Here is a 12627-nt window from a genome sequence, read left to right as displayed (position 1 = left end):
GGCGACGGCCGGTGCGTTGAACCCACCGGCCGTCGCCGTTCCGTTCAGGGCAGCAGCACGGTCTTGCCCACGGTCTCCCGGCGTTCGATCGCCGCGTGGGCGGCCGCCGCGTCCCGCAGCGGGAAGGTCTGGCCGACCAGCGGCCGGACGCGTCCCGCCGCCACGGCGGTGAGCAGGTCGCGGGTCTGGCGGTGCTGGACCTCAGGGCTGCGTGCACCCGTCGGCGGCCCGAAGTAGTCGAGGGTGGTGACGCCGCGCTGCTCGGCCTCGCCGGGCGCGATCGTCGTCCCCGCACCGCTGCTGAACCCGAACGCGATGAACCGGCCACCGGGCCGCAGCAGTTCGAACGCCTCCCGGCCGATCGTGCCCCCGACGCCGTCGAAGACCACGCTGACCCCGGCGTCGCTGAGCGCCGCCGACCAACCGGGCTCAGCGTAGTCCAGGACGGTGTCCGCGCCGAACTCCTTGGCCAGCGCCAACTTCCGCTCGCCCCGGGCCAGTCCGACCACCCGGCGGACGCCGGCCTGCCGGGCCAGCTGCACCAGCAGCGTGCCGACGGCGCTCGCGGCCGACTCCACCAGCACCACGTCGTCCGGGCCGACCGCGGCCAGTTCGGTCAGGCCGACCGCGGTCCGCCCGGTGCCGAGCAGGGAGACGGCTTCGGCCGCGCCCAGCCGTTCCGGGATCGGATGCGCGTCGTGCTCGCGCAGCAGCGCCGACTCGGCGTAGCCGCCGCCCTGCCCGGTCCGTCCGGTGACCCGCGCGCCGACCAGGGACGGATCGACGCCCTCGCCGGTGGCCACCACGGTGCCCGCGACCTCGCTTCCCGGTACCCACGGCAGCGAGGGCGGCGCGAGCGGCGTCCCGGCCATCCGGCCCGCCCGCACCTGCGTCTCCACGAACTGCACCCCGGCCGCCTCGACCCGCACCAGCAGCTCGCCCGGCCCCGGGACGGGATCCGGCACGTCCTCCAGCCGCAGCTGCTCCGGTCCGCCGTACTCCCGCACCACGCTCGCCAGCATCTCCGCGCTCCTTCGTCGTAGGCCCGCAGCCCTGTAGCCCCGTAGCTCCGTAGCCCCGTAGTTCCGTTGCTTCGGACGCTACGCGTCGATGTCCGCCACGACCTCGGCCGTCGGACCGACTCCGACTCGGACCTTCCGCCGAGGGCCCGGGCAGGCCCTATGCTGCGCTCATGAGCAACAGGCCGCTGTTGAACCGCCGTCTGGCGGGCATGGGGACGACGATCTTCGCCGAGATGTCGGCGCTGGCCACCGCGACCGGCTCGATCAACCTCGGGCAGGGCTTCCCGGACACCGACGGTCCGGAGGAGGTCCGCGAGGCGGCGGTCCGGGCGCTGCGGGAGGGCCGGGGCAACCAGTACCCGCCCGGGCCCGGCGTCCCCGAGCTGCGGCAGGCGATCGCCGAGCACCAGCAGCGGTTCTACGGTCTCGGCTACGACCCGGACACGGAGGTCCTGGTCACCGCCGGTGCCACGGAGGCGATCGCGGCCTCGCTGCTGGCCCTGCTGGAGCCGGGCGACGAGGTCATCGCCTTTGAACCGTTCTACGACTCCTACGCCGCCTGCATCGCCATGGCCGGTGCGACGCGGGTCCCGCTCACCCTGCGCGCGCCCGATTTCCGCCCGGACCTGGACGAGCTGCGCGCCCTGATCACCCCGCGCACCCGCCTGCTGCTGCTCAACACCCCGCACAACCCGACCGGCACCGTGCTCGCCCCGGAGGAGCTGTCCGCGATCGCGGCGCTCGCCGTCGAGCACGACCTGCTGGTGGTCACCGACGAGGTCTACGAGCACCTCGTCTTCGGCGCGGCCGTCCACCGGCCGATCGCCGCCCTGCCGGGCATGCGCGAGCGCACGGTCTCCATCTCCTCGGCCGGGAAGACCTTCTCCTTCACCGGCTGGAAGGTCGGCTGGGTCACCGCCACACCGGAGTTGGTCGCGGCGGTGCGCACAGCCAAGCAGTATCTGACCTACGTCTCCGCAGGCCCGTTCCAGTACGCAGTCGCCGAGGCGCTGCGCCTGCCCGACGCGTACTTCGACGGCTTCCGCGCCGACCTCGAGCGCAAGCGCGACCTGCTGGACGCGGGCCTGCGCGCGGCCGGGTTCGAGGTCTACGAGCCGCAGGGCACGTACTTCATCACCACCGACATCGCCCCGTTCGCCGAGAAGGACGCCTACGCCTTCTGCCGCGCCCTGCCGGAGCGTTGCGGCGTCGTCGCGATCCCCAACTCGGTCTTCTACGACGACAAGGAGGCGGGCCGCAGCCAGGTCCGCTTCACCTTCTGCAAGCAGGACGCCGTCCTGGAGGATGCCGTCAGCCGCCTGCAGCGCCTGCGCGCCTGAGCGTCCGGACATGGCTGGGCCCGGCCGCTTCCGACCGGGCCCTCCGCCTGCAGTACAGGTGATCTGTCGGTCCGTCAGTCCCGGACCAGGTCCTGCGTACGTGCGCCGGGGGCGCCGGGGACGTCGGCGTCGGACGACGCGACCGGGCTGGCCGGGTGGCCTGCACCGGGAGCGGCGTGGCGGCGGACCAGGGCGAGGACCAGGACGCCGGCGACCAGGCCGGTCGCGCCCGCGGTGAGGTAGACCAGGTCCAGGCCGGAGGCGAACGACGCACGCAGCGACGTCCCGTGGAAGTGGCGCTGGAAGATCGTGCCCAGCACGGCGATGCCGAGCGCGTAGCCCAGCTGCCGGGCCGTGCTGAGCGCGCCGCTGGCCATGCCCGCGCGGGCGGGCGGGACGGCGGCCAGGGCCGTCGACATCAACATCGGCGTGGAGAGGCCGACGCCGACACCCGTGACCAGCAGCCCGGGAAGCAGCGCGGTCCAACCGGAGGACGCGGTGACCGCGGCCAGCATCATCGTTCCGCCGCCGATCAGCAGCAGGCCGACGCCGATGGGCGGTTGCGGGGTGACCTTGTGAAGCGCCTTGCCGCTGACCAGGGCGACCACGAAGGCGGACAGCGCCATGGGCGACACCGCCAGACCCGCCGAGAGCGGGCTCAGCCCCAGCGCCTCCTGCAACCAGAGGGAGGTGTAGGTCAGTTCGGCGAACGCGGCGGCCGTGAGCAGCAGCCCGGCGAGCATCAGGCCGAGGAAGGTGCGGTTGCGCAGCAGCGACAGGTCGAGCAGCGGGTTCGCTCCGCGCAGCTGGATCACGGCGAACGCGATCAGCGCGAGCACGCCGACGCCGATCGAGCCGAGCGCGGTGAAGCTGCCCCAGCCCTTGTCACCGCTCTCGATCAGGCCGTAGGTCAGCGCCGCCGCGAAGAGGGTGAAGCTCGCGGCCCCGGCCACGTCCACCCGGCCGCGGGACGCGCCGGTTCCGCCCTTGAGGAAGCCGACGGTCATCGCGACGGCCACGACGGCGACCGGGACGTTGACGAAGAAGATCGCCCGCCAGCCGAACTGGTCGGTCAGCAGCCCGCCCAGGACCGGACCGACGGCCGCAGCCGCGCCGTTGACCGCGCCCCAGACGCCGAACGCGGTGCCGCGGTCCCGGCCCTGATAGGCGGAGGCGAGCAGCGCCGTGGTCGAGGTCATCATGGCCGCGCCGCCGATGCCCTGCACCGCACGCGCGGTGATCAGCATGGCCGCGTTGGGGGCCAGCCCGCAGGCGAGCGAGGCGGCGGCGAAGACGACCAGGCCGGTGAGGTAGAGGCGGCGGTGGCCGAGGCGGTCGCCGAGCGAGCCGAGCGCCATCAGCAGCGCGGCCAGCGTCAGCGCGTAGATGTCGACGACCCACTGCAGCGAGGTGAACGAGGAGTTCAGGTCGGCCGCCATCTTCGGCAGGGCGACGTTCACGATGCTGACGTCGACCAGCAGCATGAACGCGCCGAGGCAGACGGCAGCCAGGGGTATCCACTTACGCATGGAGGACTCCAGGACGGACGAAAGGATGGGATCGGGCGGTGTCGCCTGTTCCAGTGTCGGCGTCCTGCTGCCCGTCCTCCACGTCGATTCGGCTTTACTGGCAGATTCCGACACCGCCGTAGGCTGGTGGCATGGAAACCGACATCACTGCACGCGCTGCCGCCCGAGCGGCCGAGGACGGCTACGACAGGCTGGACCGGCAGCTGGCCCAGGCGCTGCAGCTCGACGCCCGTGCCCCGTTCAGCCGGATCGCCGAAGTGCTCGGCGTCTCGGACCAGACCGTCGCCCGCCGCTACGCGCGCCTGCGCGACCGGGGCAGCGTCCGCGTGCTCGGCCTGAGCGAGGCCACCGCGCTCGGCGAGGTCCGCTGGCACGTGCGGGTGCAGTGCATCCCGGGCGCGGCGCCCGCCGTGGCGGACGCGCTGGCCAGGCGGGAGGACACCACGTGGGTCAGCCTCGGTTCGGGCGGTGCGGAGATCAACTGCACCACGCGGGCCCATCCGGACGCACAACAGGACAGCCTGCTGCTGCAACGGCTGCCCCGCACGCCGAGCGTGGTCGGGGTGAGCGCGCACTGCGTGATGCACACGTACTTCGGCGGCGCGCACAGCATCGCGCTCAAGTCCGGTGCGCTCAGTCCGGAGCAGGTCGCGACGCTGCGTCCGGGCGGCTTGCCGTCGCCCGTCGGCCCGGCGGGAGGCCCGGCGGTCGGTGCCGCTGCCGACCCGGCAGTCGGCCTCGCGGTCGGTCCCGGCTCGGTGGGCGTCGACGACGCCGACCGGCGGCTCTTCGAGGTCCTGGCCGTGGACGGCCGGGCCGGACTGACCGAACTCGCCGCCGCCACAGGCTGGTCGGCGAGCACGGTGCGCCGTCGGATGGCGGAGCTGGAGGCGGCCGACGTGCTCTACTTCGACCTCGACATGGACTGGCGGATCTTCGGTATCCGCAACGCCACGCTGCTCTGGCTCTCTGTCGCCCCCGCCGAACTGGACGCCACCGGTGCCGCGTTGGCTGAGCACCCCGAGGTCGCCTACGCCTGCGCGACCACCGGGCCGACCAACCTGCACGCGGTGGTGCTGACTTCGGACGTGCAGGGCTTCTACACCTACCTGACCACCCGGATCGCCGCGTTGCCGGCGGTCCGTCAGGTGGAGACCGCGCCGGTCATGCGCAACGTCAAGGGCCCCGGACCGGTCGCGCTGCCGCTGCGCGGCGCGCACCGACCGCTGCGACGGGCCCGAAGTTGACCGCCTCCGCGACGCCGACCGCGATGCCGGCTGCGACGCGGCGGGCGCAGGCGATGCGCAGCACTCATGCGAACGGGTGAATGCCGAGCGGGCTAATGACGGCGGAGCGCCCCGTTCGGGTGGCACACGGAAGGGTGAAGACGGCAGGCGTAGATATGGATGTATATGCCGTGGGAATGAGCGGCACGCACATGTCCGGAACTCCTCCTCGGATCGTGGCACGTCACGGGCGCGGACCGGTCATCGGTGAGAATCTACGGCGCGGTGATGGGGGCGCGGCGAAAATGGGTAAATCCCCTACGGACACGGAGTATTCGTGCTTCCCTGCTTCCTGAGTCCCCCGAATGTCCCTCCGTCGCGGCAGCATCGTTCCCACAGACCGTAAGGGTTGTCCCGGCGTCATCGAAGGACCCGAGTACGCGGAGCCGAGAATGCTCACCACCCTCCACACCCACTACACCGACACCCGTGCTGGTGACCTGGCCTGGTGCCTGGGCAGCAGCCTGCTTCCGGCACTTGCCGTACTGGACCTGGACCTCGGCCCGAACAGCATCCAACTCCGCCTGCTCGGCGCATCGCACCAGGTCATCCTGGGTGCGGGAGAGGAGGAGTGCGTGGAGACGGTGGCCTGTATGCCGGGCCGTCGCACCCCGCTGCCCGCCCGGGTGGCCGAGCGGGTCCGGGGCTGGGAGTACGAATTCGCGGCCCGGGTCGAAACCCTCTCCTCACACGAGTTCGCGGGCCGGGCACAGGAGTTGCTCGCCCTGGTGGAGAACCATCCGCACGGCCTTGCCGGGGTGTTCCCCGGTGATCCGAATGCGTTCACCGCATTGCTGGCCGGCGGTGACGAGAGCGGCATCCTGTGGCGCACCTGGCATGCATATCCGCAGGAGGGTCAATTGGTGTGTACGCGGTCAACATTGCGCGCATTCGGCTGACAATCCATCAAATACGGCTGTAGGAAGTGGACGGAAGTGCTGGCGGCCTGCTCGAAGGCCGCGCCAGGGCGGGCAAGTTGCACGAACGGGCGTGCGACATGTCAAGGCGACACGATGCGCCGCCACTCCCGTGGGCGACGAGGTTGTCCGCCCTCGTCGCCTAGCGTTTCTGCGTGATCAACCCTTCTCCCCGCGCCACCCGGCTGCTGGTGCTGCTCGCAGCTTTCGTCTGCGCCGCATGCGGGTTGGTCTACGAGCTGGACCTGGTCGCCCTCGGCAGCTACCTGTTGGGCGACTCCGTCACCCAGGCGTCCGTCGTGCTCTCGGTGATGGTCTGCGCGATGGGCGCCGGGTCACTGCTGGCGAAGCGATTCACCCGGCGCCCGGCGTCCGCGTTCGCCATGGTCGAGAGCGCGTTGGCGCTGATCGGCGGTCTGTCGGTGCTGGCGCTCTACGGCTGCTTCGTCTGGTTCGGCCACTACCAGGTCGCGTTGGTCGCGGTCGCCTCGCTGATCGGGCTGCTGATCGGCGCGGAGATCCCACTGCTGATGACGCTGATGCAGCGGGTCCGGCGCCAGGAGGCCGGGCGGGCCGTCGCCGACCTGTTCGCGGCCGACTACGTGGGCGCGCTGATCGGCGGGTTGGCCTTCCCCTTCCTGTTGCTGCCGACCCTCGGCCAGCTCACCGGCGCACTGGTGACCGGGGTGGTCAACACCGCTGCGGGCGGCCTGATCGCGCTCTGCATCTTCCGCAAGGAGCCCGCGCCCCGGGCCCGGCTGCTGCTCTGGCTGCTCAGCGGCGCGGTGGTCGTGATCCTGCTGCTGGCGTGGGCGGGCAGCAGCGCCTTCGAGCGGGCGGCCCAACGGCGGCTCTACGGCGGCCCGGTACGGGTCAGCGAGCAGAGCCGTTACCAGCAGATCGTGGTCACCGGGGGGCTGGGGCCGGCGGGCGGGCCGGCGGGCGGGCCGGTCGGACCGGCCGCGTCCGGCGGTGCGGCGGCCCGACAGCCGGGCGTCGTACTCGACGGGGCGCACATCGGTCCGGGACAGCTGGTGGACGCTGCCGCACTGACCTCCGTCCGCGTCTACCTCGACTCCCGGCTCGCCGTCTGCGGCCGGGATCAGGCCGCCTACCATGCGGCGCTGATCGGCCCCGCGCTGGTCGGCCCGCACGCCCGGGTGCTCGTCCTCGGCGGCGGTGACGGCCTGGCGGCCCGTCAGGTGCTCGACACCCCCGGCGTCCGCAAGGTGACCCTGGTCGAGCAGGACCCCGACCTGCTCCAGCTGGCCCGGACCGATCCGGTGCTCTCCGCCCTCAACCGCCACGTCCTGGACGACCCCCGCTTGGACACCGTCACCGCGGACGCCTTCGGCTGGCTGCGCACCGCGCCGCTCCAGGAACACCCCTACGACGTGATCGTCGCCGACCTGCCCGGCCCCCGGCTCGACGACGCCGACAAGCTCTACACCAGTGAGTTCTACGGTCTGGTCCGCCGGATGCTGGCCCCCGGCGGACGGCTGGTGGTGCACGCGGGCAGCCGTCTCTGGTCGGTGACCGACACCATCCGCTCGGTCGGCCTCTCCGTCCTCGCCTACGACGCCGACGGCCGTGGCGGCTGCGGTCCGGTCACCACGCCCACCTGGAGTTTCGTCCTCGCCTCGGCCGCCCCGGCGCAGGGCGGACAGACCCTCACCCTGCCGAACGGGCCGTCCCACGGACTGCCGGGACCGCTGGGACTGCCCGCCCTCCACCTCCTCACCGAGCCGCGCGGGCACGCCGACCGGGTCACCACGCTGCTCGATCCACGCTGAACCGGCGCTTCCGGCGCGACGGGTGGGTAGGCTCACCAGGCATGGAGCATGAGGTTCTGGTACCACTGTCGCCGCGGACCCTCCAGCGGTCCCTGGGCCGACCCGAGCTGCTCGCGGTCTGTCTGCCGGGATTCACCCCGGACCAGACCGCCACCGACACGGCCGTGCCCGAGGTGCCCGCCCAGGGCGACGGGTCCGACGCGGCGCGTGCGTCGGGGACGCCGTTGCTGGCGGGACGGCTCAAGCTGCGCGTCGGCGGCTCCTCCATCACGTACCGCGCCCGACTGCGACGTCTCGACGACGCCGACGACGCCGACGAGGGCGACGCCGACGGCAGTCTCGGCTTCGAGGTCGACGGCGAGCAGTCGGTCGGCAGCGGCAGCATCACCGGTACGGTCCGGGTTCGGCTGGAGCCGGTGGCGGAGGACGCGGCCACGACCCGGGCGGCCTTCCTGACGATGCTTCAGGGCAAGGGCCGGATCGAGGAGTTCTCGTCCTCGGCGTTGGCGACGGCGGGTCGCCGTCTGCTGGACCGATTCTGCGCGGAGCTGGCCACCCGTGGGGAGCAGATGGAGGACTTGGCGGTGGAGGCCGACGAGTTGGACGAAGCCGGCGCTGCAGAAGCGTCCGACCCGCTGGAGGAAGGTTTCGACGACGACGCCGAGCTCTTCCTGGTCCAGGGCTTCGGCGAGTTGAACGACCTGAGCGAGCTCGGGGACCTCAGCGATCTGAGCGATCTCGGTGAACTCGGCGAGCCCGCCACGGTCGAGTCGGCGCGGCGCAGCATGGTCGGCCGCTCCGCCGAGGAGGTCGACCACGCGCCGCCGCGCGGTCGGTACGCCCCGGTCCTGCCGCCCCGCAGCGCCCGCTCCCGCGCGTCGGCGCGCTGGGGCACGACCGAGCGGCGGATGGGCGAGCCCCCGGTCGCCGAGCTGGACCGCCCGCGCGCAACGTGGTTGGTCGGCGGCGTCGCCCTGCTCGGCGGCGCGGTCATCCTGGTCCGCGCCCTCCGCCGCCACTCGCGCTGACCGACTGCCGCTTCGACGGCGACCGCCCACTTTCGACGGCGACCGCCCACTCTCCCACGGCGACCGCCCACTCTCCCACGGCGACCGCTCACCGCTTCGACGGCGACCGCTCACCGCACCGATCCGAAGGGAACCACCCGTGCACCACCCCGCCCCCGTCCTGCTCGCCGCGGGCGACGTCGCCGTGACCGTGCTGCCCGGCGACGGCTGCCGGGTGGGCAGCCTGCGGCTCGGCGACGTCGAACTGCTCCGCACCGCACCGGAATCGGCAGCACGCGCGGCAGCGGAGGGGGACGTGCGGGACGTCTTCGGCCACGGTTCGTTCCCGATGGCCCCGTGGGCGGGCCGGGTGGACCGGGGACGCTTCAACAACGGCCCGATCCGTCACCAGCTCCCGCTCGACCTGCCTCCGCACGCCGCCCACGGCACGGTGGTCCGCCGCGCCTGGCGCGCCGCCGCGCCCGTCGTCACCGGTGCGGACGGCACGGAGTTCTCCGGCAGGGAGGTCCCGGAGGGCACCGTGACGGCGGCCTTCGTCTGTGACCTCACCGACCCCTGGCCCTACCCGGGCCGGGTCAGCCAGCTGTTCGAGCTGACCCCGGAGCAGCTGCGCATCACTCTCGCCGTCGAGGCGCTGCAGGACTCGTTCCCGGCGCAGGCCGGGTGGCACCCCTGGTTCCGCAAGCAGCTGCGGGCGGACGGACCGACCGCCGTCCTCGACTTCACCCCGGCCTGGCAGGAGGAGCGCGGCTCCGACCACCTCCCGACCGGGCGGCGGATCGACCCGCTCCCGGGCCCGTGGGACGACTGCTTCGCCCTGCCGGACGGCGTCCTCGCCACGCTGCGCTGGGCCGACGAGCTGACGCTGACGGTCACCAGCGACTGCACCTGGCTGGTCGTCTTCGACCAGCAGGACGACGCCGTCTGCGTCGAACCGCAGTCCGGCCCGCCGAACGGCCTCAACACCGCGCCGCACCTGGTCACCCCGATCGAGCCGCTCGAAGTGACCACCACCTGGAGCTGGCAGCGCGGCTGAGCGGCACTCCTTCGCCGGACCGGGCTCAGACAGGGCCTAAGCTGAAGTCTCATGAGTACCTCGCGTGACGCGCTTCTCGAAGAGATCAAGAACAAGGCCGTTGTCCACGGCAAGGTGACCCTGTCCTCCGGGCTGGAGTCCGACTACTACATCGACCTTCGCCGCATCACGCTGGACGGCACCGCCGCACCGCTCGTGGGCCAGGTCATGCTGGACCTGACCAAGGACCTCGACTTCGACGCGGTCGGCGGGCTCACGCTCGGCGCCGACCCGGTCGCCACCTCGATGCTGCACGCCTCCGCCGCGCGCGGTGAGCGCCTGGACGCCTTCGTGGTCCGCAAGGCGCAGAAGGCGCACGGCATGCAGCGCCGGATCGAGGGCACCGAGGTCAAGGGCCGCCGGGTCCTGGTCGTCGAGGACACCTCCACCACCGGCGGCTCGCCGCTGACCGCCGTCGAGGCCGTCCGCGAGGCGGGCGGCGAGGTCGTGGCCGTCGCCGTGATCGTCGAGCGCGGTGCCGCCCCGACCATCGCCGAGGCCGGCCTGCCCTACCTGGCCGCCTACCAACTCGCCGACCTGGGCCTCTGAGGCGCCGAGACTCCGACGAAGGGGACGTCACCGCTTGCGGTGACGTCCTCCGGTGCCGGTGCCGGTGCCGGTGCCGCTGCCGGTGCCGGTCCCGCTTCCCGTCCCCGCCGTGACCGGGGCCCGCCCCGACTCCGCGCCCTCACCGGACGCGGACGCGGACGCCCCAGTGCCGCCTGCTGCCGCACCGCCGCCCCCGCGACGGCCCTTCAGCACCTCGATCAGGATCGGCGTCAGCGAGAGCAGCACGATGAGCAGGACCGCCGGAACCAGGTACTTGTCTATGACTGGCGCCATCGAGTCGCCGAACTTGTAGCCGATCAGCAGCATGACCTCGGTCCACACGACGGCGCCGAGCGCGTTCCAGACGAAGAACGTCCGCGCGGGCATCTCCAGCGTTCCGGCGACCGGGTTGAGGAACGTCCGCACCACCGGGATGAAGCGGGCCATCACCACCGCCTTGGCGGGGCCGAAGCGGTTGAAGTACTCCTCGGCCTTGTCCACGTGCGAGCGCTTGAAGAGCCGTGAGTTCGGCCGGTCGAACATCCGGGTGCCGAGCTTCGCGCCGAGCAGGTGGCCGAGCTGCGCACCGGCGATCGCACACAACGGTGCGGCGATCAGCAGCGTCCCGACGGACATCTGCGTGCCGAGCAGCGCCTTGCCCGCTCCCGACGCGGCCACGCCCGCCAGGATCAGCAGCGAGTCGCCGGGCAGGAAGAAGCCGATGAGCAGGCCCGTCTCGGCGAAGATGATCGCGAGCAGTCCCACCGTGCCGACCTGGCCGATGAGCGCCTTGGCGTCGAGCAGGTTGAGCGCGAGATTCTGGGTCACCCGCGCAGAGTATCGGGCACGGGTGTCCGTACGCTGTGCTCCCCTGCTGCCACAAGGACCCAGCTCACCCCGTGACCTGCCCTCCGGCAGGATGAACCCCTTGCGCCGGGGTGCGAGAATGGCGCCGGTGCCCGGTCGACGACGTCCGGCGTGCGCCCTTCCCCCGCGTAGACGCCCACCGACAGGAGCGGATCCGAATGCCTATCGCAACGCCCGAGGTCTACAACGAGATGCTGGACCGGGCCAAGGCAGGCAAGTTCGCCTACCCGGCGATCAACGTCACCTCCTCGCAGACCCTGAACGCGGCCCTGCGTGGCTTCGCCGAGGCCGAGAGCGACGGCATCATCCAGATCTCCACCGGTGGGGCGGAGTTCCTGGGCGGCCAGTACAACAAGGACATGGTGACCGGTGCGGTCGCCCTGGCCGAGTACGCGCACATCATCGCCAAGAAGTACGACGTCACCGTCGCGCTGCACACCGACCACTGCCCCAAGGACAAGCTGGACGGCTACGTCCGCCCGTTGCTGGCGGTCTCCGCCGAGCGCGTGGCCCGCGGCGAGAACCCGCTGTTCCAGTCGCACATGTGGGACGGCTCCGCCGAGACCCTCAACGACAACCTGGCCATCGCCGAGGAGCTGCTGGCCCAGGCCCGCGCCGCCAAGATCATCCTTGAGGTCGAGATCACCCCGACCGGTGGCGAGGAGGACGGCGTCTCCCACGAGATCAACGACTCCCTCTACACGACGGTCAACGACGCGGTGCGCACCGCCGAGGCCCTGGGCCTGGGCGAGAAGGGCCGCTACCTGCTGGCCGCCTCCTTCGGCAACGTCCACGGCGTCTACAAGCCGGGCAACGTCGTCCTGAAGCCGGAGTTGCTGCGCGAGCTGCAGGACGCGATCGGCAAGCAGTACGGCAAGACCGACCCGTTCGACTTCGTCTTCCACGGCGGCTCCGGCTCCTCCGCCGAGGAGATCGAGACCGCGCTGGAGAACGGCGTCGTCAAGATGAACCTGGACACGGACACCCAGTACGCCTTCACGCGCCCGGTCGTGGACCACATGTTCCGGAACTACGACGGTGTGCTGAAGGTCGACGGCGAGGTCGGCAAGAAGTCCGCCTACGACCCGCGCACCTGGGGCAAGCTCGCCGAGGCGGGCATGGCCGCCCGCGTCGTCGAGGCCGCCAACCAGCTCCGCTCGGCGGGCAACAAGCTCAAGTAAGGCTTGATTCGCTCGTTTCAGGAGCTTCGCGCGTATTGCG

The 12627-nt window shown here is 72.0% G+C and carries 11 protein-coding genes; 8 read left to right on the top strand and 3 right to left on the bottom strand.

The genetic code is table 11. The features are described 5' to 3' along the window. Nucleotides 1-44: 44 nt before the first annotated feature. Nucleotides 45-1022 (bottom strand): zinc-binding dehydrogenase, encoded by a 978-nt coding sequence (locus ABH940_RS32600; protein WP_370106921.1) that lies wholly within the window; start codon nt 1020-1022, stop codon nt 45-47. A gap of 170 nt (nt 1023-1192) precedes the next feature. On the opposite strand from ABH940_RS32600, the gene ABH940_RS32595 reads away from it, so the two are divergent. Further along, complete coding sequence (locus tag ABH940_RS32595; protein WP_370106920.1) at nt 1193-2362, top strand: pyridoxal phosphate-dependent aminotransferase; 1170 nt, start codon at nt 1193-1195, stop codon at nt 2360-2362. A gap of 74 nt (nt 2363-2436) precedes the next feature. Here the strand turns inward: ABH940_RS32595 and ABH940_RS32590 are convergent, their stop codons facing one another. Next, nucleotides 2437-3891, bottom strand: coding sequence for an MFS transporter (locus ABH940_RS32590; RefSeq protein ID WP_370106919.1), 1455 nt, complete (start codon nt 3889-3891; stop codon nt 2437-2439). Nucleotides 3892-4022: 131 nt separating this feature from the next. Here ABH940_RS32590 and ABH940_RS32585 point away from each other — a divergent pair, with 131 nt between their 5' ends. The 6 genes from ABH940_RS32585 (at nt 4023) to pyrE (ending at nt 10539) form a co-directional block, all read left to right on the top strand. After that, a complete protein-coding gene (locus tag ABH940_RS32585; RefSeq protein WP_370072032.1) occupies nt 4023-5138 on the top strand; it encodes an Lrp/AsnC family transcriptional regulator in 1116 nt (371 codons plus the stop codon). Nucleotides 5139-5569: 431 nt separating this feature from the next. Next, a complete protein-coding gene (locus ABH940_RS32580) occupies nt 5570-6076 on the top strand; it encodes a DUF2617 family protein (RefSeq protein ID WP_370072033.1) in 507 nt (168 codons plus the stop codon). Nucleotides 6077-6249: 173 nt separating this feature from the next. After that, nucleotides 6250-7887: a spermidine synthase gene (locus ABH940_RS32575; protein ID WP_370106918.1), complete on the top strand. Its 1638-nt coding sequence runs from the start codon at nt 6250-6252 to the stop codon at nt 7885-7887. Between the two features lie 41 nt (nt 7888-7928). Next, nucleotides 7929-8915, top strand: a complete 987-nt coding sequence (locus tag ABH940_RS32570) for a hypothetical protein (RefSeq protein WP_370106917.1) — start codon at nt 7929-7931, stop codon at nt 8913-8915. Between the two features lie 139 nt (nt 8916-9054). Then, nucleotides 9055-9951: an aldose 1-epimerase gene (locus ABH940_RS32565; protein ID WP_370106916.1), complete on the top strand. Its 897-nt coding sequence runs from the start codon at nt 9055-9057 to the stop codon at nt 9949-9951. 51 nt (nt 9952-10002) lie between these two features. Beyond that, nucleotides 10003-10539, top strand: a complete 537-nt coding sequence (gene pyrE, locus ABH940_RS32560) for an orotate phosphoribosyltransferase (RefSeq protein ID WP_370072037.1) — start codon at nt 10003-10005, stop codon at nt 10537-10539. 27 nt (nt 10540-10566) lie between these two features. Here pyrE and ABH940_RS32555 read toward each other — a convergent pair whose 3' ends face one another. Continuing rightward, a complete protein-coding gene (locus tag ABH940_RS32555) occupies nt 10567-11367 on the bottom strand; it encodes a DedA family protein (protein WP_370106915.1) in 801 nt (266 codons plus the stop codon). Between the two features lie 191 nt (nt 11368-11558). On the opposite strand from ABH940_RS32555, the gene fbaA reads away from it, so the two are divergent. Further along, nucleotides 11559-12587, top strand: coding sequence for a class II fructose-bisphosphate aldolase (gene fbaA, locus ABH940_RS32550; protein ID WP_370072074.1), 1029 nt, complete (start codon nt 11559-11561; stop codon nt 12585-12587). Nucleotides 12588-12627: the final 40 nt, after the last annotated feature.

The sequence above is a fragment of the Streptacidiphilus sp. BW17 genome (assembly GCF_041262485.1).
GTDB lineage: Bacteria > Actinomycetota > Actinomycetes > Streptomycetales > Streptomycetaceae > Streptacidiphilus.
This window is presented reverse-complemented; position numbering and strand designations above follow the sequence as displayed.

What these genes read in the sequence shown, in the direction of transcription:
- ABH940_RS32600 (WP_370106921.1), bottom strand. Translation starts at nt 1,022, where the DNA reads ATGCTGGCGAGCGTGGTGCGGGAGTACGGCGGACCGGAGCAGCTGCGG.
- ABH940_RS32595 (WP_370106920.1), top strand. Translation starts at nt 1,193, where the DNA reads ATGAGCAACAGGCCGCTGTTGAACCGCCGTCTGGCGGGCATGGGGACG.
- ABH940_RS32590 (WP_370106919.1), bottom strand. Translation starts at nt 3,891, where the DNA reads ATGCGTAAGTGGATACCCCTGGCTGCCGTCTGCCTCGGCGCGTTCATG.
- ABH940_RS32585 (WP_370072032.1), top strand. Translation starts at nt 4,023, where the DNA reads ATGGAAACCGACATCACTGCACGCGCTGCCGCCCGAGCGGCCGAGGAC.
- ABH940_RS32580 (WP_370072033.1), top strand. Translation starts at nt 5,570, where the DNA reads ATGCTCACCACCCTCCACACCCACTACACCGACACCCGTGCTGGTGAC.
- ABH940_RS32570 (WP_370106917.1), top strand. Translation starts at nt 7,929, where the DNA reads ATGGAGCATGAGGTTCTGGTACCACTGTCGCCGCGGACCCTCCAGCGG.
- pyrE (WP_370072037.1), top strand. Translation starts at nt 10,003, where the DNA reads ATGAGTACCTCGCGTGACGCGCTTCTCGAAGAGATCAAGAACAAGGCC.